Origin of the sequence: Acinetobacter sp. WU_MDCI_Abxd143, from assembly GCF_025514195.1 — a bacterium.
GTDB lineage: Bacteria > Pseudomonadota > Gammaproteobacteria > Pseudomonadales > Moraxellaceae > Acinetobacter > Acinetobacter pittii_H.
In genome coordinates this window covers 1-23,565 of the sequence record NZ_JAHPTH010000016.1, presented here as the reverse complement: position 1 = coordinate 23,565, position 23,565 = coordinate 1, and the positions used below count along the sequence as shown (strand labels likewise).

The window sequence follows — 23,565 nt, the reverse complement described above, 5'->3', positions numbered from 1 at the left end:
TCAGTCTTCATCATTTGCATTATGCAAGAAGACGAGTACGCATTTTTTCAAGCTTGTTAAGCGCAGAATCATCTATCACTTGATCGCCTGCACGAATTACAACACCTGCAATAAGCTCAGGTTTAACTTCAACTGAAACAGTTACTGTACTGTTAAAACGCTTTTCTAAAGCAGATTTCAACAGTTGCTCTTGTTCAGCAGTTAACGGGAAAGCCGATTCAATCACGACATCCACATTGTTGTTATTCTGTGATTTAAGCTGTTCATATTCTGCTTCAATTTCAGGTAACAGCATTAAACGATCGTTATCTGCAAGAAGTGTCAAAAAGTTAGACACTGCTTGAGATTGATCTTCACCTAAAACTTTAGCAAAAAGCTTCACTTGCTCCGCAGGAGTAAGTTCAGGGCGATTTAAATAAGCGGAAAATGCTTCGTCTTGCACCGCAGCACTGAGCACTTGTAACGCATTCGACCAATTGTCTGTTGCACCTTGCTCAGAAGCATAAGAAAATGCTGCTTTGGCATACGGACGTGCCAACGTCAAGAGTTCAGCCATAATTCGCCTCGCTTAAAGTTTAGCAGCCAGCTGAGACAGCATGGCGTTATGAGCTTCTGCATCAACTTGCTGGTTCAGGATTTTTTCTGCACCAGTTACTGCCAAAGCAGCTACTTGTTGACGTAATTCTTCGCGAGCAGAATTGATTTCTTGATCAACAGCTTCTTTAGCCTGTTGACGAATACGCTCACCTTCAGCCGCAGCTTGAGTACGAGCTTCTTCGATCAATTGCGCTGCACGACGGTTCGCTTGTTCGATCAATTGAGCCGCTTGTGCTTTAGCTGCATCAAGTTCTTGCTTAACTTGCGCTTGTGCATCGGCAAGGTCAGCTTTCGCTTTTTCTGCTGCATTTAAGCCATCAGCGATTTTACGCTGACGCTCACTAATCGCATTGATTAGTGGTGGCCAAACAAACTTCATGCAGAATGCAACAAAGAATGCAAACGCAATCGCTTGACCAATCAATGTGAGGTTGATATTCATTGCAATTCCTCAAATAGTGGATTTAGGAATTAAGATGATTAACCTACAAATGGATTAGCGAAGATGAAGAACAAGCCAATACCAACACCGATCATAGGCACAGCATCAAGAAGACCCGCGATTAAGAACATACGAGTTTGAAGTTGTGGAGCCAATTCTGGTTGACGAGCAACAGCTTCTAAAAAGCGACCACCCAAAAGACCAAAACCAATCGCAGTACCCAAAGCACCGAAAGCGATCAAGATAGCAGATGCAATTGCAACTAGACCTAAAGTGAGTTCCATGAAAAATTCCTCAGAGGTTAGGTTATTACCAAATTAAATTAAAAAAATTCAGCCCAACCATCATTTGATAGTTAGGCAATACCATTAATGTTTTTCGCTTGCCATGCTCAAGTAAACGATGGTAAGCATCATAAAGATGAATGCCTGCAACGTGATTACAAGAATGTGGAAGATCGCCCAAGGCACAGACAACGCCCATTGAATCCAGAACGGCAATAAAGCAATCAGGATAAAGATCAACTCGCCGGCATACATGTTACCGAATAGTCGGAGAGCTAATGAAATCGGACGAGCAAGGAATGTTACCAATTCCAAAATCAAGTTCACTGGAATAAGCAACGCTTTTGCAACTGGATTACTTGGGTTAAATGGGTTAAGTGCCAACTCGCCAACGAAACCACCAACACCCTTTTCGCGGATGCTGTAGAACAAGATAAGTACAAATACAGATAAAGACATACCTAAAGTAATGTTTGGATCTGTAGATGGAACGATCTTGAAGTAAACGTGGTGAGGGTCCATACCAAATACGTTTGCACCTACAAACGCTGCAACTTGAGGAATCCAGTCAACTGGAATCAAGTCCATTAAGTTCATGAGGAAAATCCACACGAAAATAGTGAGTGCAAGCGGAGCGATTAAACGTGATTTGCCATGAAAAGTATCACGGACACTTGAGTCAACAAACTCAATGATCATTTCGATTGCTGACTGGAATTTAGTTGGAACACCTGCATTTGCAGCTTTCGCAACGATCCAGAACATCAAACAGAAAATCACACCAAGGCCAATTGACCAACCCATTGAATCCAAGTGAATTGCAGTGAACCCCATCGAATGAGCTTCTTCAGCAGTCTCAGCCAATTTCCATGTACCGTCTGGCATTTTGCCATAGGTCATATTGGTCAAGTGATGCTTGATATACTCTGTCGAAGTGAGGGCATGTTCTTCAGCAGCCATAAATCACACCTGGTCAATGTCAATTACTAAAAAGAAGGGAAACGAACATCGGCGTACTGTCGATATCTCGCCACCCTCCAAAAAATCTTCAATTCTTCTTGTTTCTACACCCGTTTTTGTAGACGTGACACCCAAAATGGAGCAACCCACGACATTGCCTGAACGAGAATAAAACCAAACAGCAATGCTAACGGTGATAAAGGTTTAACATTGCTCAAAATCAAAATAAATCCAACGATCATGATTGCAAATTTGCCTAACATGCCCCTATACATGTTAGACAGCACTTGTTTTGATGCTCGTGCACCTGCTGTTCTGAAGGATTGCCACGAAAAATAACTCGTCGCAAGCCAGCAGACCAACGCACCAAGTGCCGCACTTAATGCTGCTGTCATGTCTTTTATGCTCCACGCCACAAGTGCGGAAACAGGGATCATACATGCTTGTAAGAAGACCAAAGCTTTTGCTAATCGTCGGTCAATCAAGCGACTAGTTTGGCTCATTATTTATCCACTCACAGCATAAATGCTTGACAAGTTTAGCTGATGATCGCTTTTAATCGCAGGCATTATAGAGTTACACCCCTGAACATGCAATCTTTTCCCGACTTTAGTCGGGGTTTTTCATGACAGGTGGTGCTGACGCTACAGTCAACCTTTGTTTACTTTTTATCTTACTTTTGCGTACTTAATACACATTTATCTGTTTTTATAGCCAGTTTCTTCCATGCAGTGACGAAATCATCCTCATTATTCATGCTCTCGTCTACTGGCTGAAAAGTAATGTTACCTAATTTTTGGTATTGACCCTTAGTGGTAAAACTCTCTGCCAACAAACACATCTGATTTTTTGGTCGACTATCATTAAGATACTTAATTTGAGCTGCTGTTGGTGCAACATGAGGGTCATCTGTTAAAGCACCAGCGAATTTTAAGTTTAGTGAACGCTCTAAATATTGATAGGCATCATGATATGCCCAATACGGTTTGCCATTACTTGAACTATCGTAAGCTTGTGCTGCCTGCAACATTTTACGAGCAAACACATTGGCATTATTCCAGTACTTTGCCTTATTTTCAGGATGTTGCTGAGAGCGCAAAGCCGCAATAAAGAAACCAATTCGAACCGCATTGTTAGGTTCTAACCATACATGTGTATCTACTGTATTAGGTAAAGCTACACCACGTGTACTACGCTGGGGCAAAACAGAAACGATACCAGTATCCAATAGAGCAATTGCCTTCTTATTATTACCTAATAACTTATTTAAAGGCGCTTCATGCGCTTTACCCAACCAAATCACCAAAGACGCGTCATTAATTGCTTTACGGTGTGCTGGGGTTAATTGTACGTCATGCCCAGTTTGTCCCTTTAATAAGAGTTGTGGTTCTTCAACTCCTTGAGTAACTTCTTTTGCAATCAGATAAATCGGGTGTGTAGAAACCACCAAACCCTGACTCCACCCTAACGTACTCAAAAGTGAGAACATACTGAAAACAAAAAAACGGAACATGACAGACCATCAATTTAAATTAGCTCGAAGCATGTTATAATATAACAAAGTTACAAAAATACCTAAGATTAATCGAATGAAGCATCGCTTCATGCTAATATTCCGTTAAAAATTCGAGGTTACCCCTATGAGTTCCTGCTCGCATGAACATCATGATTCTTTGCATGGTGTGCATGATCACCATAATGTCGCAAGTCGTTTAGCTGAAGCAGAAAGTTTATGTTCTGCCACTGGCGCACGTCTTACACCTCTGCGCAAAGAAGTTCTGGAACTCATTTTAAATGCATCAGGTCCAATGGGTGCCTATGATTTATTGGCGCGTATAAAAAGTCAAACTGATCGCCCTGCTGCACCTCCGACTGTATATAGAACTTTAGATTTCTTATTAGAAAAAGGCCTCATTCACCGCCTAACTTCTATTAATGCGTATATTCCTTGCTGCCACCCGCGTGAAGGCCATCAAGCAGCATTCCTGATTTGTACCGAATGCCATATGGTTAAAGAAGCTTCCTCTCAAGGCCTCACACACCAACTTGACCAGCTTGCAGCTTCAGATGACTTCGTGGCTCAACACAGCATTATTGAAATTTCGGGGAAATGCCAACAGTGCCGCACAACTCCTTAAATCCTGTATTAATTCAGCTTGAGCAGGTTTCTGTTCATCGTGATGATCGGGATATATTAAAAAAAGTTGATTTTGCCTTACATGAAAATGAAATTGTGTCTTTAATTGGCCCCAATGGCGCTGGCAAATCAACACTGATAAAGGTTCTACTCGGTATTCTCCAGCCGAGTAGTGGGCGTGTTATCAATCATAAAAAACTTAAAATGGCTTATGTGCCACAAAAGTTTAATCCTTCACACAGTCTCCCTTTACGTGTTCAGGACCTTCTTGATTTAGAGAAATGCAGCTCTGCCCTGCGTCACGAAATTATTCAAGACACAGGTATTTCAAAGTTACAACAATCAAAAGTACAACAACTTTCAGGTGGAGAACGCCAAAGAGTACTATTGGCTCGTGCACTGCTTCGTCAGCCAGATATTTTAGTTCTTGATGAACCCATGCAAGGTCTAGATATTCAGTCAGAAGCGGAACTTTATGATTATGTTCGTAGTCTGCCAGAACGATATGGTTGTGCGATCTTAATTGTCTCTCATGACTTACAATGGGTTATGCAAGGAACACACCGCGTAGTGTGTTTAAATAAACATATTTGCTGTAGTGGGCTACCCGAGAATATTCAGCAACACCCTGAATATCAGGCAATATTTGGAACTCAAAGGGTTTTCTACCAACATCATCATGACCATTGTGCTCACGGTGATGCTGCACACCCCTGCCCTCATAATGACCGTCCTCACATTCACCCAGAACCGGAAGCTTAAGCCATGATGGAATGGTTACAATTATTGTTACCCGCATGGATTATGGGAACTCTGCTGGTATTTTTGACTGCACCACTGGGGTGTCTGATGCTTTGGAGACGCATGTCTTTTTTTGCTGACACAATGGCGCACGGAACACTACTTGGGGTAGCTATTGCGGGAGCTTTAAGTCTTCCATTATGGCTTGGAGTTGCAGGTACAGCGGTTTTACTGGTAGGCGTTTTATGGGCTTTACATGACAACCGTTTACCCAATGATGCTCTGCTAGCCTTATGTTCAGCAACATTACTCTGTAGCGGTTTACTATTTATTCAACATGTTCCAAGTTTAAGACCCGAGCTTTTAAGTTATTTGTTTGGTGACTTATTGAGTATTGATTGGCCAGATCTTCCTGTTTTCACTTTAATTATTGCGATATCGCTCGTAATTCTTTATCGGTTTTGGCAGCCACAAATACAGTTTGCAATTGATCCAGATATCGCAATTAGTGAAGGGGTGAATGCAAACTGGCAACGACTTATTTTTATGCTGTTATTAGCTTTATTTACAGTTTTAGCTTTGCGTGCTGTAGGTTCTTTGCTAATGGGTGCATTACTCGTAATACCAGCCTTAAGCGCTCGCCTACTAGCAAACTCACCAAAGCAAATGGTTATTTGGGCATTCGTGTTAGCCCAGCTCGGTGTTAGTGTCGGTTTATGGTCAAGTGCAGCACTCAATATCTCTACAGGTCTTAGTATTGTTTTATGTATGGCATTAAGTTTTGCTGTTATTTTTATAACTCAAAAAGTAAAAAATCAAACACAGGCGGCTTAACTTAGGACGCCTGATGAACAGTGCTCAATAATAAAGCCGCACAGCTAAACATTACAGCAAAGCCCCGATTTAAATATTTTTGCTGTCTAGGGGATCGAAGTAATCTTAAAACCTTGGATGCCAGCCCCGTATATCCAGCCATTACAATCAAATCGATCGTAATCATAGTGGCTGCCATAATTAGATATTGTATCCATTGAGGCTTACTCAAATCTAAAAACTGCGGCAAAACTGCCAATAAAAATACGATCGCTTTAGGATTACTAATATTGACTACAAAACCATTTAATAGCAGAGCTAAAGCAGATTTATCTCTTTTTTCTTGTTGAATTTCTATATCTTTTACAGGTGCTGTCCACTGCAAATAGGCTAAATATAATAAATAGGCTACGCCAAACCACTTAACGGCCTGAAAAGCTAAAGGAGTCGTTGCAAATAAGACCCCGACACCTGCTGCCACCACCATAATTTGAAGCACCAAGGCAACTTGTAAACCAATTGCATTCCAGTAACCATGTCTAAAGCCATAATTTAGGCCACTCGACATTGAGGCAATAGCTCCCGCACCCGGAGAAACACTAATGACCCAACAGGCCAACATATAGGCAAACCAAACTTGCAAAGACATAGTAAAAATAGACAATAAAAGTGGAATTATACTGTTTTATAAAACTATATTGATGAGAATTCAAACAATAAAATCAAGAAATAGACTACTAACCGCTCTTCGCATCAGGCACAATAATTAAAGCTCATACTAAATTATAATTGAGGAGATACCTTCCAATGACTGCTCAATCTGTCATTTTGCCGTTGCCATCAGATCATGCTCGTTTTATTGTTCTTCGTTTAAAAGACTTATCAATTGATGAATTAAAAGAACAACTTGAAGCGTTGTTTGAAACACGCGACCGTCTCATTACTCAGCATTCAGACGCGCAAATTAAAACAGCAGTCGCTTTTGGTCCAGAACTTTGGAAACAACTTTACAGTCAATCTCCTGCTGGCTTTAAACAACTTGAACCAGAAAACGGCGCATTCAATATGCCAGTCGTACCAGCTGATGTCCTCATCCATATTGCTAGTATGCGTTCTGATATTTGTTTTGCATTAAGCCAAGCATTTTTTGAAGGTATTAAAGATAAAGTTGAAGTTCTTGATGAGCGTGTTTGCTTCCGCTATTTTGATGGCCGAGATATTACAGGCTTTATAGACGGTACAGAAAACCCTCAATTTCCAGATGACCGTGCAGAAACAGCTCTATTGCCAGAAAGCGCGGGAGTTTTTGCTGATGGCAGTTTCATTTTCGCGCAACGTTATGCACATGACTTAGAAAAATGGAAAAAACTAAAAGTTGATGCTCAAGAAAATGTCATGGGTCGTACTAAGCTTGAGTCAATTGAACTAGATGATGACGTTAAACCAGAAAATGCTCATGTCGCACGTACTGTTGTCGAAGATGATGAAGGCGAAGAAATGGAAATCTTGCGTCATAGTCTGCCTTATGGCGACGGCAGAGGTGATCAGGGTTTATTTTTCATTGCGTACACCAAGGACCTAAATATTATTGATGCCATGTTAAAACGTATGTTTGGTACAAGTGGAGACGGTATCCATGATCGCTTATTGCATTTCGTGACACCATTAGACGGTGCATATTACTTCGCACCTAGTGAAGAATTGCTAGAAGAAGTTTTAGAAGACTAAAATAAAAAAGAGGAGCTTAAGCTCCTCTTTTTACGTTCTCAACCTTAGAAAGGAATACGCTTATATTTGCGGTATTCAGGTTTCCAGAATGATTGATCAATTTTTTGCTGTAGCAAATCATCACTAATCGTTACTGCCACGCCATCGGCCATTGCAGCTTTGGCAACTTCAAATGCAATCACTTTAGAGACTTGCTGAATTTCACCTAAAGGTGGCAATAAATCAGCTTGCGGATCTTTCAGTAATGGCGAGCAATTCGCTAAAGCACTACTTGAAGCCATTAACATATTTTCAGTAACGCGTTTAGCACCCGATGCCACCACCCCTAAGCCAATGCCCGGGAAAATGTACGAGTTATTACACTGAGAAATATTATAAAGCTTGCCGTGATGATTCACAGGAGCAAACGGGCTACCTGTTGCAATTAATGCTCTACCTTCAGTCCATTCCACAATATCAGCCGGTACTGCTTCAACACGTGAAGTTGGGTTAGACAATGGCATGACTATTGGGCGTTCACAATTCGCTGCCATGGTCTTAATAATCTCTTCTGTGAAGAGACCTGGTTGACCAGAAACACCAATTAACACTGTAGGCTTAGCATTTTTAACAACATCAAGGAGTGAAATCACTTCTTCAATATTGCCCCATTGATCAACCACTTCAGCTTTTTGCGCCAATTTGCGTTGGAAGTCCAATAAGTTTGGCTGATTTTCGGTAATCAAACCAAAACGATCCACCATATAAACGCGTGCACGGGCTTCAGAATCAGTCAGACCTTCAGCAACCATTTGTGCAACAATTTGCTCTGCAATACCACATCCCGCAGAGCCCGCACCTAAGAAAGCAATTGTTTGATCTTTTAATTGCTTGCCTGCTGCACGACTAGCAGCAATCAAACTACCTACAGATACCGCTGCTGTTCCTTGAATATCATCGTTAAAACAACAAATTTTATCGCGATATTTTTCTAGAAGTGGCATCGCATTTTTTTGTGCGAAATCTTCAAACTGAATTAATGCTTTTGGCCAACGACGCTTTACAGCTTCAATCACCATATCGACAAATGCATAATATTCATCACCACTAATACGTGGCTGACGCCAACCCATATAGATCGGATCATTTAGTAATTGTGGATTATTCGTCCCCACATCAATTGTGATTGGTAATGTATAGGCTGGGCTAATTCCACCACAAGCGGTGTAAAGTGAAAGTTTCCCAATAGGAATACCCATACCACCAATGCCTTGGTCGCCAAGACCTAAGATACGCTCACCATCAGTAATCACGATCACTTTTACATTATTTTTATTTACGTTTTGCAAAATATCATCAATTACATCTCGATCTGGATATGAAATAAAAACACCACGATGACGACGGTAGATATCTGAGAAACGCTGACATGCTTCACCCACTGTTGGGGTATAAATAATCGGCATCATTTCTTCAAGATGATTTTCGATTAAATGATAGAACAAGGTTTCGTTGGTATCTTGGATATTACGCAAATAGATATGTCGATTGATATCATCAGTAAAAGCGCAATATTGCTGATAAGAGCGCTGGCTCTGCTCTTCAATAGTTTCAATAATATGGGGGAGTAAACCGTGTAAGTTAAAGTTACTTCTTTCTTCTTCAGTGAAAGCCGAACCTTTATTTAAAAGTGGTAACTCTAAAAGTGTAAAACCTGCATATGGGATATAAAGGGGATGTTTACTTGGGTGTCCTGATATCATTGCCTATCTCATTTTCCAGCTTAGAGTAGAGAAAAACACGTTTTGTATGGTCTCTAAAACTCTTTGTGCGTATAAGCTTAAGCCTAATTCGATCAAAATAGATATTTTAAACCGTGATGTTAAAATTGAACACTATTTAGTTAAAACATGTTTAAAAATAAATGATAAAAATCAGCGCATTAATGTTTTTATAATTTTAAAAATTTCTTTTATTTTCTCAATTTTAAAAGCAATAATTATATGATTTAGCGGCAATAGGTATTTCCTCAGAAAATAGCATTAAATTAAACACATAATTTACTCACAAAAACTGCCCAAAAGGCTTGTAATTCTTTATTTTCAGAATAATAAGGGGATTCATCAACCAACATTCATTTAAAAAATAATCATCAGTAATTTGCATAAAGAATTATTGGAATATTAAATCCCCTCCCCTAAGTCATCGGAAATTTGCTATATTTGACGTTTTTCTGCGACATCTATTTTCGATTGATATGAATACGGCAATACAAGCAGCTCTCGACCATGCAGTGCAAACTCTTCAACAAGAAGGGGTGCTTCCTTCCGACTGGAAAAACACAAGCAACTTAACACGCACCAAAGACCGAAGCCATGGCGACTTTGCTTCTAATATTGCTATGATCGGCTCGAAAGCTGCTGGTATGAAACCACGCGATTTAGCTGAGAAAGTTCTAGCTGCATTACCAGAAGTGGCAGATATCAGTAAAGCTGAAATCGCAGGACCCGGATTTATTAACTTCTTTTTAAATGCAGACCAGCGTTTTGCTATTCTTGATCAAATTCAAGCACAAAAAGAAATTTTTGGTCGTAGCCAAGCAAATGCAGCGAAAAAGATTCAAGTCGAATTTGTTTCTGCAAACCCAACGTCTAGCCTACACGTAGGTCATGGACGTGGTGCGGCATACGGTATGACTGTTGCTAATTTACTTGAAGCCACGGGTGCTAAAGTTGACCGCGAGTACTACGTGAATGATGCTGGCCGTCAAATGGATATTTTGGCGACTTCTACTTATTTACGTTATTTGGAACTACTTGGACAAAACCTTGTATTCCCTAAAAATGCTTATCAAGGCGATTACGTTAAAGAAATCGCACAAGGCATCATTGATAAAGATGGTGATGCTTACGTTCGTGAAGTTGCGAATGTTTATAAAGATGTACCAGAAGATGTACAATATGCTGAAGAGCTAGATAGCGAAGGCAACAAAGTTGTGTTATCTGGTGATAAAGAAAAGCATATTGATGGCCTTATTGCCAACTCACAACAATTATTGGGTGAAGGCTACCGCGTATTTCATCAAGCTGCCCTTCACGCCATTTTAGATGATATTAAAGATGACCTTGCTGATTTTGGTGTAACGTTCAATCAATGGTTCAGTGAAGCATCACTTAGTGCAAAAATTGATGAAGCTTTAGAAACGTTAGATCAACGTGGCTTCCTTTATGAAAAAGATGGCAACATCTGGTTCAAGTCAACTGAATTTGGTGATGAAAAAGACCGTGTTGTTAAGCGTCGTAACGGCCAAACGACTTACTTTGCATCTGACATTGCATACCACTTAAATAAACTACAACGTGGTTATACGGACTTAATCGATATTTGGGGCTCTGACCACCATGGCTATATTTCTCGCGTAAAAGCGGCGATTGATGCAATGGGTTACGACTCTAAGAAATTGACTGTTCTTTTAGTTCAGTTCGTAAGTTTATGGCGTGGTGGCGAGATGGTTCAAATGTCTTCTCGTTCTGGCCAGTTCGTAACTTTACGTGACTTGCGTAAAGAAGTGGGCAATGACGCAGCTCGTTTCTACTACGTAATGCGCAAGAGCGAACAACACATCGACTTTGACCTTGACCTTGCTGTTTCACAAAGTAAAGACAATGCTGTGTACTATATTCAATATGCACACGCACGTATTTGTCGTATGTTAGAAAAAGCAGCAAGCACAGATTTACAATTCGATGTAAACGCTGCTCGTCCACATGCAGCTCGCTTGTCTCTTGATGCAGAAACTGAGATTCTTGCTAAACTGGCAGCATACCCAGACGCGGTATTACGTGCTGCAAATGCATATGAACCTCATCAGGTTGGTAACTACTTAAAAGAGTTAGCTGCCCTGTTCCATGGTTGGTACAATGAACATAAAGTATTAAGCGATGATGCAGAGCTTACACAAGCCCGTTTATTGCTTTCAATCAATGTACAACAAGTGCTTCGTAATGGTTTAGAATTACTTGGTGTATCTGCACCAGAATCTATGTAATAAATATATTGCATGACAGCAAAACAAAGGTCATGCAATATATAGTAAGCGGTGGTTTGTATAATTAAGATAGCGAATACAGACCACTGTTTTTAGCATCGTAAGACGAGAATCAAACTCGAATTAAAAAACAATCAAAATACAGAGGAATAATCCACGTGTTTGGCAAAACGCAACGCGGTGTATCTGAAAGACCTAACAAGCCTAAAAAGCCCCTAATTCCCAAATGGTTAGGGACACTTGTCGCTATTTTGGCGGTCTTATGTATCGCTGTAATGCTTATGCTTTGGAAACCTTGGCAACCTGTTCCTGCGAAAAATCAGATTACTTCTGAACATTATCAAGAAGAAGATACTAATAAAGATTATCGCTTCTACGACCTCTTGCCTCAACAACAGGTTACCCCTATTCCTGAACAAGCGATCCCTGAAAGCAAAAATCAAGGCACTGCTATGATCGTTGAGGCACCAAGTACCACTCAACCAGCTGCCTCTGAAAGTGTAGGAATTGACCCGAATCAGTCAGCTACAACTCCTCAGCAACCTACCTATATTTTACAAGTTCGTAGTTATAACGATCCTGATCAGGCTGATGCCCGCCGTGCAGAAATCATTTTAAATGGCTTATCTGCTGATGTAGTCAAAAGTACTGAAAACGGACAAACATGGTATCGTGTTATTTCCGGACCATATGACACTCAAGACGCTGCTTTGGCTGCGCAGCAAACCTTACAACACAGCGGTATTGATTCTATTGTGATCAAACGCAAGTAAAGTGAAAATAAAAAAAGGAACAAATATTTGTTCCTTTTCTTTTAAATATCAGCACAATTCCTTTCATTGGAACCAATTCCCTTTTTTTTCGCTTTTTGAAACGCTACCCTTCGCCGAATACGATGTAAAAAAGCCTGAATATGAGGATACTTACCTTGCAAACGCGTTTGCAAAGCCTCTAAAGGGAAACTCATTTGAATATCAGCAAAGGAAAAGTCACCTGCAAAATATTCATGCTCTGCCAAATAGTTTTCTAAAAAACTAATATGATCTTTCATACGCGGGCGAACAAAATTTGCTTTCACCCCTTCTGTGATTTTTTTTGCTACTGGCTGAATTAACCATGGCACATGCTTATTTACATTATTCATGACCAAAGTCATGACCAGTAGTGGCATAAGCGAACCTTCAGCATAGTGCATCCAGTAAATATATTGCTGTAAATCTTGAGGTTGTGTAGGTTTAAATTGTTGCTTTTGATCATAATGCTGCTGCAGATATTCTAAAATCACAGCAGATTCTGCGATGACTTGCTCATCATCAGTCAAAATTGGAGCTTTACCTAATGGATGAATACATTTCAATGTTTCTGGAGCAGAGTAATTAGGTAAGCGTTGATAGTAGTGAATATCATAATCCAAGCCTAACTCTTCTAAAGCCCATAAAATTCGAAATGAACGCGAACATTCCAGGTGGTGTACACTAATCATATTATTGCCTGCTTTTATTTTTCTTTTTAAATAAAAAACAGCATGTGAACATGCTGCTTTATTCCATTTGTGGGATGGATATAAAATCATCCACCTCAACAAAATAGCATTTTTAGGCTGTAACAAGCACAGTATGAATGTCTAAACTACGTAACAAAGTTTTAGTGACTGGGGTTTTACCGCATACTGCTAAGATTTTTTGTTGAAGCTCTTCGTTTGGCAAGTCTTTAAAAACAATACGACGTTCTATGTGTTCTTCATGCTCTCTATTGGTATGAAAATCAATTTCAACCGAAAACTCACCAAAATCATAACCCTTATGCTTTGCATACATTCTTAAAGTAATGAGCGTACACGCTGCTAAACTTCCAGTAAGCAAATCATATGGTGCTGGGCCTTGATCTTGCCCTTCTAACTTCTCTGGCTCATCACAAAAATATTGGTGGCGACCACTGGTAATTTCGCCCTTCCATTGTTCAGTAAGGGGCTTTGCTTTACTGCTTGCGATTACTGCTGTCATTTTGATGCTCTCATTTGATCTGGAAGAACAGGGGCTTCTAAACGTGCACCAACATAATCTGGAATCTCACCAAAACGTGCATCATGGTTAATCCATTGCTCACGGGCTTCTTTTAAATCATCCATTGTACGTGCAACAAAATTCCACCACAGTAAAATTGGAGTTTCAAACGGTTCACCACCAACTAACAGCACACGGTTCCCTTTCTTTACTTCAATTTCGATCTCACTAAGACCCGTATCTAATACCACCATGTTGTCAGCCGTTAACTCATGGCCATTCACATGGGCAACACCATCTAATGCCATAAAACCATATTCAAACTCAGGATTTAATGGAATGCGGGTTTTAGTATCTTCAGTAGCAATTAAGTCAACACCCACTAATGGCGTATGTACCGAGACTGGAGAAGTAGTTGCCAAATATTCACCCACAAGCACGGTAAATTCTAGACCGTCTTTCTCAACCACAGGCAGTTCAGGATAATGTTCAAATTTCGGATCCATGTTGCGCTTATCATCTGGTAAAGCAATCCAGAGCTGAGCAGCATGCATTTGAGTTTCTGTATCAGGTGCAACTTCTGTATGCGAAATTCCGTGTCCCGCTGTCATCAAATTAACTTGCTTAGGACGAATTAGTTGTTTTGAGCCTAAGCTATCGGTATGCATCATGGTGCCTTCAATCATCCACGTGAAGGTTTGCAAACCAATGTGAGGATGAGGACCAACATCTAAACCATCACCCGCAGGGAAGGTCACTGGGCCGGCATGATCTAAGAAACACCACGCACCAATCATTCGTTTTTGTCGGCTAGGTAAAGCCCGCTTAATGACTGTCCCCTGTCCAATTTCAGCAGAGCGAATTGGAAACTCCTGAATAAACTGATTGGCAAATTTCTCGCAATCCTTTGAATCAGAAATATCGTAATCATTATTATTGCTCATGATATTACTCTCTTTTACCTATGCTTTTGCAATGAGTTGTTATATTGATCTTAACAATACATTCATTATTCAATATAGTCTTTTAGTAATACACAGGGTGCTATGAATGAGACAATCCATTTTTTAATTATAGAAAAATAAAAGCTGCACTGAGCAGCTTAAGTTGATTGAGTTTTAACGAGCTGTTTTAGGTTTTTCATGAATTGTCCGAATTGTGGGAGAAACTCTTGAAATAGTGGATGGTCTCGATTTTCTAACATGACTTCACTAAATAACTTCAAGCCAACACCAAAAGATTTTGTTGTTTCATCATCAAAAAAATCTGCTTTTTTTAAGCGCTCAACAATTTCAAAAATATCGTCATGATTTCCCGTATAGAATTCAAGACGTTCAGTATAGGTAGAGGCCTCTCCTTTCGCATTTTTTAAGTGTTGAACCGTGACATGATATTGATGTTGTTTCATATAAAAATTCTCTCTTAAAAATTAATAACTTTGAATAATTTCAATTTGCTTAAGGTCGACTTATAGGCGCCCAATCGCAACCGCAGCTTGGTCAATTTTTTCGGCAATTTGAAAAATCTGCTCTTGTTGAAAACCAGCAGAGTTCAACTTCAAACGTAAGGCTGTTTTTAGGTTTTCCATTGCACGATGAATTTCGATTAATTCATCATTACTGTGGATTTCTCGTCTTAAGCGTAGTTTTTCTAATAGCTCGTTCAATTTGTCTTGTTGTTCAGTTAAGTAAGCTTTCCCAAATTCCGTGATTTGATATTGCTTACGTTCTACGTCTAGCAAATTAATTAAATTCATTTCTTCAAGGCTAGTTAACGTCGGATAAATTGTTCCTGCACTTGGCGTATAGCCATCGCCTACCAAATCACTTATTTCTTTAATGATTTCATAGCCATGCTTTGGGCTTTTCTGAATGAGATGAAGTACTAAAAGTTTCATACGTCCAGCTTCAAAAAGTCTGCCACGGCGCCCCAAGCGGTGATGTTCATTGTGTTCAATATGATGATGTTCTGATTGTTGTTTCATCTTTAAAAATTCTCGAATCTGTTTAATTTATATGCATTAAGATATATCTTAATATATCTTTTATCAAGTAAAAGTAATAAGAGTTGATCTATTGCTTTGATAGTTATCAAAATTAATTTTGAGCTTTAAAAGCTAAGTAATAAAAAAGGACGCTAATGCGTCCTTTTCTTTAACAATAAACAGCAGAAAATTATTCCCACTCAATTGTTGCTGGTGGTTTAGATGACACGTCATATACAACACGTGATACATCTTTAATTTCATTCATAATACGCGTTGAGATTTTATCAACCAATTCGTATGGTAAATGTGCAAAACGAGCTGTCATAAAGTCAACCGTTTCAACTGCACGAAGCGCAATTACCCATGCATAACGACGACCGTCACCTACTACGCCAACTGACTTAACTGGTTGGAACACAGCAAATGCTTGAGCAGTTTTATCATACCAACCGCTGTCGCGAAGCTCTTGCATGAAGATGTCATCAGCAAGACGAAGAATATCTGCATATTCTTTTTTCACTTCACCCAAAATACGAACACCTAAACCAGGGCCCGGGAATGGATGACGGTAAATCATGCTATGTGGCAAGCCAAGTGTAGTACCTAATTTACGAACTTCGTCTTTGAACAAGTCGCGTAAAGGTTCTACCAATTCAAATGCTAAATCTTCTGGTAAACCACCCACGTTATGGTGTGATTTAATTACATGTGCTTTACCTTGTTTGCTTGCAGCAGATTCGATTACGTCTGGGTAAATCGTACCTTGTGCCAAGAATTTCACACCATCAAGTTTACGTGCTTCTTCAGCAAATACTTCAATAAACTCACGGCCAATGATTTTACGTTTTTTCTCTGGATCAACTTCACCAGCCAATGCAGTTAAGAAACGTTGTTCAGCATCTGCACGAATAACACGGATACCCATGTTTTCAGCAAACATTTGCATCACTTGATCGCCTTCGTTTAAGCGAAGTAAACCATTATCAACAAATACACATGTTAACTGGTCGCCAATTGCTTTATGTAAAAGAGCAGCAACGACAGATGAGTCAACACCACCAGAAAGGCCTAAAAGAACTTTTTCATTACCGATTTGTTCACGTAATTGTTCTACACGTAAATCAATGATGTGTTCAGGTGTCCAAAGACCACCGCATCCACAAATTTTATGAACGAAGTTCGCAAGTAACTCTTCACCTTTTGCCGTGTGTGTTACTTCTGGGTGGAATTGCACGCCATAGAAACGACGTGCTTCATCACTTACAGCAGCAACTGGACAACTTGGTGTGCTTGCAGTAATCGTAAAGCCTTCTGGAATTTGGCTAACTTTATCGCCATGACTCATCCAAACATGAAGTTGGTTTTCACGGTCTTGTAAGTTGCCAATCAGTTGGTCGCGTTTAACAATATCAACTTCGGCATAACCAAACTCATGCACAGTACCAGGCTCAACTTTACCGCCTAACTGTTCAGACATAGTTTGCAAGCCATAGCAAATACCCAATACTGGAACGCCTAACTCAAACACCACTTGTGGTGCACGAGGGCTGCCTTCTTCATGCACACTCTCAGGTCCACCTGACAAAATAATGCCATTTGGCTTAAAAGCGCGAATGTCTTCTTCAGACATATCAAAAGCATACATTTCAGAGTAAACACCAGCTTCACGCACACGACGTGCAATGAGCTGACTATATTGAGAGCCGAAATCCAAAATCAGGATACGATCTTCAGTAATTTGAGTATTGGTAGTCATGACAAACCACTAAATGGCAAAAGAATTAAGCGCGCCATTTTAACATTTTTCGCGCTTCGACGCACCGCAAATCATTATATATCTTATTTTTTTCATATCAGAATCATTTCTATAATTGAATTGTTTGATATAAATCAAAATTTACTTATATTTATCAACTGTATGGGTTACGCTTAAAAACTCCATGTGTATTGATAAATTCATCACATTCTATCCAACATCGTCTTGGATTTGATGTTAAGATGACCCGATAAAACAGGCATTACCATGGAAAGGTAAATACCATAAGCGATATTTGTCTGTGCTTAAACAATTATCCATTTTTATGGCTTGTTGCCCCCTATCAAAATCAATAGAAATCTAAGGAACAACAATGCTTCAAACTATGATTGCAGATTTCCAGCAACATTTTTGGTTGTATGTCTCTATTCCTTTTATGAGTGGTTTAATTGGCTATATCACCAAGGTGGTTGCCATCCAGATGATGTTTTCACCACTTGAATTTAAAGGTATTAAACCATTTTTGGGTTGGCAAGGCATTGTGCCTCGCAAAGCCGAGAAAATGGCAACCATTGCTGTTGAGCTCATGACAGCAAAGCTGATTAAACCTGAAGAAATTTTTGCACGCCTAGATCCTAAACGTATTGCCAAAGAAATAGAAAAACCTCTACTTGCAGCGGCTGAAGATATTACCCGTGACGTTGCTCAAGAGTATCAGCCCGGTTTATGGGAAGGCATGCCAGAATTTGCTCGCCAAAGACTCATCCGTCGTGTGCAATCCAAAGCACCCGAAATCGTTGAACACATCATGAGCGAAGTACAGCGTGATGTGAATCGATACTTTGATATTAAACATCTTGTTATCAGCAACTTGCTTAAAGATAAACGTTTACTCAACAATATTTTTAAACGTGTAGGGAAACAAGAATTTAAATTTTTCAGTAATGTAGGTTTTGTATTTGGTTTCGGTATCGGTGTGATTCAGATGCTGTGCTGGATTGTCACTCAAGGAAAATATCCTTGGATGCTACCTTTGTTTGGTGGTTTTGTGGGTTTCTTCAGTGACTGGATTGCACTACAAATGATGTTTAGACCACTTTATCCTAAAAAGATATTGGGTTACACATGGCAAGGTCTGTTCATTAAACGTCAAAATGAAGTTGCAGCTGACTATGCAGCTTTAATTTCTAAACAGCTTTTAACTTCACGTCACATGATGGAAGAGTTATTTTCGGGTACACATTCAGCGCGTGTTATTGATCTGGTTAACCGCCATGTCAAACAAGAAATTGATATGCAAGCTGGGGTTATTCGTCCGTTAGTTGTATATGCAATTGGCGGAGAAAAATATCAGAATATGAAATCACAAGTTGCTGAACGTATTATGCAACAGCTTCCAGAGACGATGAAATATGTAGAGTCTTATGCAGAAGATGCAATGAATATTCGTAGTACACTCATTGAACGTATGCAAAAATTAACACCTTCTGAATTTGAAGGGATGTTACGTCCTGCATTTAAAGAAGATGAGTGGGCCTTGATTGCAGTCGGCGCAGTTCTTGGATTCGTGGTTGGGGAGTTGCAAATCCAATTTATGCTTTAATTTTTTAAAATAAAGAAGTAAAAAACCGGATGAATTGCTCATCCGGGTTTATTTTGTCTTAAATCTTATTTTTCAATTGCATGATCTAAACTAATACGGCCAGCACCATGAAGCATCAAGAAGAATAAACCACCTGCCATTGCTAAGTTTTTCATAAAATGGATGCCATTATTGTATTGTGTAGCTGCATCAGCCCCACCTTGGTGGAACAAGAATGCAGTTAAAATACTAAAGATACCAAGACCAAAAGCTGCAAAGCGTGCTTGGAAACCAAACAATAAAGCTAAACCACCACCAAACTCAACCAAGATAACTAATGGAAGAATTCCACCCGGAACCCCCATTGATTCCATATATCCAGCAGTTGCTGCATAACCAGTAATTTTCCCCCAACCTGCAACAAGGAAGATATAGGCGATAAGAAGACGAGCAACAAGGCTAATAAAACTGTCCGCGCCTGATTGCGTTACGATATTTTTGACCACTACATTTGGATTAAACATTTTGCCACCTTTATTTAAATGCTTATTTATTGATGAGCTCATTCTAGGTTTGGGACATTGATAATTAAATACTCAAAATCCATATATATCGTTGCACAAACAGGATGATCAATTTGTATATTTTTGATGTTTTATACTGACTTTCTATAGGCTCACTGCTAGGATTTGAGCACGGTTTACCACTTAATCATCTCATGGAACTTATTGATTTTATTCTACACGTTGATCAGCATCTCGCCGAGTTTATTACAAACTACGGGACGTGGATTTATGGCATTTTATTTTTAATTATCTTTGTCGAAACCGGTTTAGTGGTTATGCCGTTTTTACCCGGAGATAGTTTACTATTTGCAGCTGGTGCTTTAGCAGCATCTACAGGTGCGATGGATCCATGGTTATTGGGGGCTCTACTCTTCATTGCTGCCGTTTTAGGTGACACAGTGAACTACCATATTGGACGTTTTATCGGTCCACGTGTGTTTGAAATGAATTCCCGATTCATTAATAAGCAGCATTTAATTAAAACTCAAGAATTCTTTGCTCGCCATGGTGGAAAAACAATTATTTTTGCCCGTTTCATTCCATTTGCCCGCACCTTTGCCCCTTTTGTTGCTGGCGCTGGCAGCATGAACTATAAGTTTTTCTTAACTTATAATGTGATTGGCGCATTTTGTTGGGTCGCTTCTTTTGTAGCGTTGGGCTATCTATTTGGAAATATGCCAATCGTTAAAGATAACTTCACTCATCTTATTTTTGGCATCATTATTATTAGCGTTTTACCGGGTATCATCGGCTTTATTCGTGAAAAACTAAAAAACCGAAAAGCCAAGATTTGAGATTGGTTTAAAAGAAGCGGAATACCACTGGAAGCATACATAAAATAAGCAACATAGCCGATCCTTTATATAAATGATCGGCTTTTATTTTCTGTACTGGGCCCGTCAATAATGCACGCCCAAAAAACATCCAGAAACTTGCAGCTGGAATGAGCGTCAATGTAAAAATACCAAATACAATTAGACAATTTTCAGGCGAATTCCATGTTTCGGCTGGAAAAATACCTGCGGCAAAAAGTAAGGATTTCGGATTTTTTAAGGTTGAGAAGAATAATTGACGTGGGCGAATATTACGGTGAGTTTGACTAAATTGTTGTAAATGGGTAGTTTTCCATAATCGGAATGCCATCCAGAACACATATGCCACACTTGTAATATGCAAAATGAGCAATAGAGCAGGCCAAACTGGAGCTGCCAAATGAATAAATACAGCCCAGAAGCTAATGCCATAAGCATAGCCTAACCATTCCATTGGAATAAGCCAAAAAGCTTTAGATAAACCTTGAGAATGAGCTGCGGTTGCAAGTAAAGCATTTGTCGGCCCCGGAATGAGCAAAACAGCCAACATTGCTAATACAAAAAACCAACTCTCAATCATAAAGTTTCCATAATATCCAAGATGGGGCCACCTTAAACGAAACAGGCAAAATATAGCAAGTTTATGAGGCTTATTGATTACAGAAAATACAGGATTTTTGAAGCTTAAAAACTAATAACTAATTTATTTATATTGATTTTATTATGAAACATTTTGCTAAACTTTATCCATCACAACATGCCTTAATTAGCATATTGTGATGCAAAGTTGACTATTAATTGGTCTTTTTACGAACAATAATTGGACAATTCTTAAACTGAGCAGCCTGAACAATTGCTTCTTGTTGGCCTAAAACACGTGAAAGTTCGGTGTTTTTCGTTGAAGAAGATTGCCCCATATTTACAGAAATAGATGGACCGAATCCCCAACCACCTCGTCCCCAGCCACCGCCGAGTCCAAGACCAACACCCATACCTGTACTTTTTGGAGTTTGCACTCCATTGTCGATATATTGCTGAATACGGTTATATTCACTTTGTAGCTGTTGGCAACTCAAAGATTGATATTGTGTCGGAGACACATAAGTCGGTTTTACCGTTGTAGCACAAGCGCCAAGAAGTAAAGTGGCTGCCACTAAAGGCGCAATATATAAGCCTTTCATCATTTTTCTCTTATCGTTTTGGCTCAATCTCACCAAACAATGTCTCATACGCTTGAGTCAATTTATGTTCGGGTGCCAAATGGGCCAAAGGTAAATTTTTCTGATGCGATTCTTTCATCAAAATCGAAGGGGGTAACATGCTATTGAGTACAGGCAACCCTTCATCTTTTAACTGCTGAACCACTTCCCGAGGTAATTTTGCTTGGGATTGGAATTGATTCACCACAATTCCTTCAATTTCCAAGCGATCATTATGATCATCTTGCGTTTCGAGAACATTTTCAATCAATGTTTGTAACGCACGCTTTGAAAAAACATCACAGTCGAAAGGTATAAGTACTTTATCTGCCGCAATCAGAGCAGAGAGAGTAAAAAAGTTAAATGCTGGTGGTGTGTCTATATAGATACGGTCATATCGCCCGACTAAGTTTTGGATCGAATCACGTAATTTATAAATTTTATGTTTACTTTCAAGCGCATGTTCAAGCGCACCCAGTGTCGGACTTGCTGGAAGCACATCTAATTTTGCAAAAGGAGTTGAATGAACAAAACTGTCGAGATCTTTATTTCTTGGAGCTTTTAAAATTGAACCTAATGCATTACCGATTAGACCTTTTTGTTGATTGTTGCCCAACACATCATCAAAGAAATTTTCTATATTTGGCTCTAAAGTTGATTTTTCAGCAGAATAGGTTGCTTCATCACCTAAAAGATACTGACTAGAATTGGCTTGAGGATCAAGATCGATCACCAATGTTCTTAAGCCATGTTTGGCACTAATGGCAGCCAAATTTACGGTAATACTTGATTTCCCTACACCGCCTTTTTGGTTAAACACCACACGAGTTAACATGTTTCCCTCTGCATATTATTTTACTGTACGCAGTTTAACCTAGAGCTTAATCAAAAAGGCAAAGAATGTAGAACAATTAAGCAAAAACAGGTTTCACAATCACTAAGATAATAATAGCAATAAATGCAATCGCACTAATAACTAAACCTGCACGGCGCTGTGCCAATAAAAGAGTGTCATCTTTTTTAAAGGCTTTCATCAGGGAAGATAACAACACTAAAAATAGAATAATTTTAGCGTAAAACCACGGTTGTACTTGAAAGTCTTTCATGACTAACAAAATTGCACCCGTAATGAAAACCACGGTAAACGACAAATGTTGTAAGGCAACTAATACTTTACGCCCTGCTGGATTGGGTTGTTCACCTTGAACACCTATAAACAGAGTTGAAGCGCGTAAAACAAAGACCATAAGTGCGGCAGCTACCGCAGTCATATGAATAATTTTAGTGAGTAAATGTGCATCCATGAAATTAACCCTTAGCTTTTAGGTGCATGTGCACATTCTGGGCTAGCAGGTGCTTGACCTTGCCACTCACTTGGCAAATAAGCATGAATCGCTAAAGCATGAATTTGGCCTGGATTCATTAAATCAGAAGCTAACGCGTATACTTTTTGATGACGTTGAACCAAACGCAATCCATTAAACTCTTCGCTCACTATAATCACTTTAAAATGAGATTCTTTACCTGGAAAATAACCACCGTGCCCAGCAGACTCATTAATAACTTCCAAATGGCTAGGTGCAAGTGTTTGTAACCGTTCAATCAACTGTTGTTCAAGGCTCATAGCTTTTCCTTTTACGATTATGCGTATATTTGAACCTAGTATACCTTGTCTACACACAAACAAAAGTTGCTCTTGTATGCTTTGACTTCAAACAAAATGTCTATTTATTCGGCAACTTAACAATAGAAATACCACTAAATGCTCATTTCTGTTTTTATTTTATGCAATCAGCATAATTATTTGCATAAAGTTGTTGACCCTTGTTTTGCTTAATGTATTATAAGCGGCACGCGGGAATAGCTCAGTTGGTAGAGCATAACCTTGCCAAGGTTGGGGTCGCGAGTTCGAGTCTCGTTTCCCGCTCCAA

General features: G+C 39.4%; 28 protein-coding genes and 1 tRNA gene. 9 read left to right on the top strand and 20 right to left on the bottom strand.

The genetic code is table 11. The features are described 5' to 3' along the window. Positions 1-19 precede the first annotated feature (19 nt). From KTI79_RS17690 to KTI79_RS17665, 6 genes are all read right to left on the bottom strand, one after another. Positions 20-556, bottom strand: coding sequence for a F0F1 ATP synthase subunit delta (locus KTI79_RS17690; protein WP_086266222.1), 537 nt, complete (start codon positions 554-556; stop codon positions 20-22). 12 nt (positions 557-568) lie between these two features. After that, positions 569-1,039, bottom strand: coding sequence for a F0F1 ATP synthase subunit B (locus tag KTI79_RS17685; protein WP_001024691.1), 471 nt, complete (start codon positions 1,037-1,039; stop codon positions 569-571). Between the two features lie 38 nt (positions 1,040-1,077). Further along, on the bottom strand, positions 1,078-1,323 hold the full coding sequence (gene atpE, locus KTI79_RS17680; RefSeq protein WP_000424060.1) for a F0F1 ATP synthase subunit C: 246 nt from the start codon (positions 1,321-1,323) through the stop codon (positions 1,078-1,080). A gap of 84 nt (positions 1,324-1,407) precedes the next feature. Further along, the gene (atpB, locus tag KTI79_RS17675) at positions 1,408-2,283 is read right to left on the bottom strand and encodes a F0F1 ATP synthase subunit A (protein ID WP_002114072.1); all 876 of its coding nucleotides are present in this window, start codon (positions 2,281-2,283) and stop codon (positions 1,408-1,410) included. A 104-nt stretch (positions 2,284-2,387) separates the two neighbouring features. Beyond that, positions 2,388-2,786, bottom strand: a complete 399-nt coding sequence (locus KTI79_RS17670) for an ATP synthase subunit I (RefSeq protein WP_002114124.1) — start codon at positions 2,784-2,786, stop codon at positions 2,388-2,390. A 170-nt stretch (positions 2,787-2,956) separates the two neighbouring features. Next, a complete protein-coding gene (locus KTI79_RS17665; protein WP_199964137.1) occupies positions 2,957-3,796 on the bottom strand; it encodes a metal ABC transporter solute-binding protein, Zn/Mn family in 840 nt (279 codons plus the stop codon). Positions 3,797-3,923: 127 nt separating this feature from the next. Here KTI79_RS17665 and KTI79_RS17660 point away from each other — a divergent pair, with 127 nt between their 5' ends. Genes KTI79_RS17660 through znuB form a run of 3 tightly spaced genes read left to right on the top strand, consistent with a single transcriptional unit; the run spans position 3,924 to position 5,995 of the window. Next, positions 3,924-4,421, top strand: coding sequence for a transcriptional repressor (locus KTI79_RS17660; RefSeq protein ID WP_002114130.1), 498 nt, complete (start codon positions 3,924-3,926; stop codon positions 4,419-4,421). Continuing rightward, positions 4,394-5,182 (top strand): zinc ABC transporter ATP-binding protein ZnuC, encoded by a 789-nt coding sequence (gene znuC / locus KTI79_RS17655; protein WP_057086147.1) that lies wholly within the window; start codon positions 4,394-4,396, stop codon positions 5,180-5,182. The genes KTI79_RS17660 and znuC overlap by 28 nt, the downstream gene beginning before the upstream one ends. A gap of 3 nt (positions 5,183-5,185) precedes the next feature. Further along, positions 5,186-5,995, top strand: a complete 810-nt coding sequence (gene znuB, locus KTI79_RS17650) for a zinc ABC transporter permease subunit ZnuB (RefSeq protein ID WP_005804758.1) — start codon at positions 5,186-5,188, stop codon at positions 5,993-5,995. A gap of 1 nt (position 5,996) precedes the next feature. Here znuB and KTI79_RS17645 read toward each other — a convergent pair whose 3' ends face one another. After that, positions 5,997-6,623, bottom strand: a complete 627-nt coding sequence (locus tag KTI79_RS17645; protein ID WP_005071994.1) for a LysE family transporter — start codon at positions 6,621-6,623, stop codon at positions 5,997-5,999. 158 nt (positions 6,624-6,781) lie between these two features. Between KTI79_RS17645 and KTI79_RS17640 the strand changes: the two genes are divergently transcribed. After that, complete coding sequence (locus KTI79_RS17640; RefSeq protein ID WP_057086146.1) at positions 6,782-7,702, top strand: Dyp-type peroxidase; 921 nt, start codon at positions 6,782-6,784, stop codon at positions 7,700-7,702. 44 nt (positions 7,703-7,746) lie between these two features. On the opposite strand, the gene KTI79_RS17635 is transcribed toward KTI79_RS17640, so the two are convergent. Continuing rightward, a complete protein-coding gene (locus KTI79_RS17635; protein ID WP_002114135.1) occupies positions 7,747-9,444 on the bottom strand; it encodes an NAD-dependent malic enzyme in 1,698 nt (565 codons plus the stop codon). Between the two features lie 494 nt (positions 9,445-9,938). Here KTI79_RS17635 and argS point away from each other — a divergent pair, with 494 nt between their 5' ends. Then, positions 9,939-11,729, top strand: coding sequence for an arginine--tRNA ligase (argS, locus tag KTI79_RS17630; RefSeq protein WP_086266224.1), 1,791 nt, complete (start codon positions 9,939-9,941; stop codon positions 11,727-11,729). Positions 11,730-11,887: 158 nt separating this feature from the next. Continuing rightward, on the top strand, positions 11,888-12,502 hold the full coding sequence (locus KTI79_RS17625; RefSeq protein ID WP_005804763.1) for an SPOR domain-containing protein: 615 nt from the start codon (positions 11,888-11,890) through the stop codon (positions 12,500-12,502). Positions 12,503-12,543: 41 nt separating this feature from the next. Here KTI79_RS17625 and KTI79_RS17620 read toward each other — a convergent pair whose 3' ends face one another. From KTI79_RS17620 to guaA, 6 genes are all read right to left on the bottom strand, one after another. Further along, positions 12,544-13,212, bottom strand: a complete 669-nt coding sequence (locus tag KTI79_RS17620) for a glutathione S-transferase (RefSeq protein WP_025466580.1) — start codon at positions 13,210-13,212, stop codon at positions 12,544-12,546. A gap of 112 nt (positions 13,213-13,324) precedes the next feature. Further along, on the bottom strand, positions 13,325-13,732 hold the full coding sequence (locus KTI79_RS17615; RefSeq protein ID WP_046813010.1) for an OsmC family protein: 408 nt from the start codon (positions 13,730-13,732) through the stop codon (positions 13,325-13,327). Continuing rightward, positions 13,729-14,676 carry a pirin family protein gene (locus KTI79_RS17610; RefSeq protein ID WP_086266225.1) on the bottom strand — a complete coding sequence of 316 codons (948 nt, stop codon included), beginning with the start codon at positions 14,674-14,676 and terminating at the stop codon, positions 13,729-13,731. Before KTI79_RS17610 ends, KTI79_RS17615 begins: the two co-directional genes overlap by 4 nt. Before the next feature lie 158 nt (positions 14,677-14,834). After that, positions 14,835-15,140 (bottom strand): DUF3861 domain-containing protein, encoded by a 306-nt coding sequence (locus KTI79_RS17605; RefSeq protein ID WP_086266226.1) that lies wholly within the window; start codon positions 15,138-15,140, stop codon positions 14,835-14,837. 60 nt (positions 15,141-15,200) lie between these two features. After that, positions 15,201-15,716 carry a PadR family transcriptional regulator gene (locus KTI79_RS17600; RefSeq protein ID WP_086266227.1) on the bottom strand — a complete coding sequence of 172 codons (516 nt, stop codon included), beginning with the start codon at positions 15,714-15,716 and terminating at the stop codon, positions 15,201-15,203. Positions 15,717-15,906: 190 nt separating this feature from the next. Next, positions 15,907-17,475, bottom strand: a complete 1,569-nt coding sequence (gene guaA, locus KTI79_RS17595; protein WP_002114136.1) for a glutamine-hydrolyzing GMP synthase — start codon at positions 17,473-17,475, stop codon at positions 15,907-15,909. 385 nt (positions 17,476-17,860) lie between these two features. Here guaA and KTI79_RS17590 point away from each other — a divergent pair, with 385 nt between their 5' ends. Further along, on the top strand, positions 17,861-19,078 hold the full coding sequence (locus KTI79_RS17590) for a DUF445 domain-containing protein (protein ID WP_014208114.1): 1,218 nt from the start codon (positions 17,861-17,863) through the stop codon (positions 19,076-19,078). Between the two features lie 65 nt (positions 19,079-19,143). Here the strand turns inward: KTI79_RS17590 and KTI79_RS17585 are convergent, their stop codons facing one another. Further along, on the bottom strand, positions 19,144-19,581 hold the full coding sequence (locus tag KTI79_RS17585) for a DoxX family protein (RefSeq protein ID WP_199964136.1): 438 nt from the start codon (positions 19,579-19,581) through the stop codon (positions 19,144-19,146). 194 nt (positions 19,582-19,775) lie between these two features. Between KTI79_RS17585 and KTI79_RS17580 the strand changes: the two genes are divergently transcribed. Continuing rightward, complete coding sequence (locus KTI79_RS17580) at positions 19,776-20,417, top strand: DedA family protein (protein WP_063097924.1); 642 nt, start codon at positions 19,776-19,778, stop codon at positions 20,415-20,417. A gap of 7 nt (positions 20,418-20,424) precedes the next feature. Here the strand turns inward: KTI79_RS17580 and KTI79_RS17575 are convergent, their stop codons facing one another. The 5 genes from KTI79_RS17575 to KTI79_RS17555 form a co-directional block, all read right to left on the bottom strand. After that, complete coding sequence (locus KTI79_RS17575) at positions 20,425-21,015, bottom strand: LysE family translocator (RefSeq protein ID WP_063097923.1); 591 nt, start codon at positions 21,013-21,015, stop codon at positions 20,425-20,427. Positions 21,016-21,229: 214 nt separating this feature from the next. Continuing rightward, positions 21,230-21,616 carry a hypothetical protein gene (locus KTI79_RS17570; protein ID WP_002114091.1) on the bottom strand — a complete coding sequence of 129 codons (387 nt, stop codon included), beginning with the start codon at positions 21,614-21,616 and terminating at the stop codon, positions 21,230-21,232. A 10-nt stretch (positions 21,617-21,626) separates the two neighbouring features. Next, positions 21,627-22,469 (bottom strand): ParA family protein, encoded by an 843-nt coding sequence (locus KTI79_RS17565; protein ID WP_086266229.1) that lies wholly within the window; start codon positions 22,467-22,469, stop codon positions 21,627-21,629. Positions 22,470-22,545: 76 nt separating this feature from the next. After that, on the bottom strand, positions 22,546-22,938 hold the full coding sequence (locus KTI79_RS17560; RefSeq protein ID WP_005071964.1) for a SirB2 family protein: 393 nt from the start codon (positions 22,936-22,938) through the stop codon (positions 22,546-22,548). Between the two features lie 11 nt (positions 22,939-22,949). Next, positions 22,950-23,258, bottom strand: coding sequence for a BolA family protein (locus KTI79_RS17555; RefSeq protein ID WP_063097921.1), 309 nt, complete (start codon positions 23,256-23,258; stop codon positions 22,950-22,952). 230 nt (positions 23,259-23,488) lie between these two features. On the opposite strand from KTI79_RS17555, the gene KTI79_RS17550 reads away from it, so the two are divergent. Continuing rightward, positions 23,489-23,564 (top strand) — tRNA-Gly (locus KTI79_RS17550). The last annotated feature ends 1 nt before the right edge of the window (position 23,565 follow it).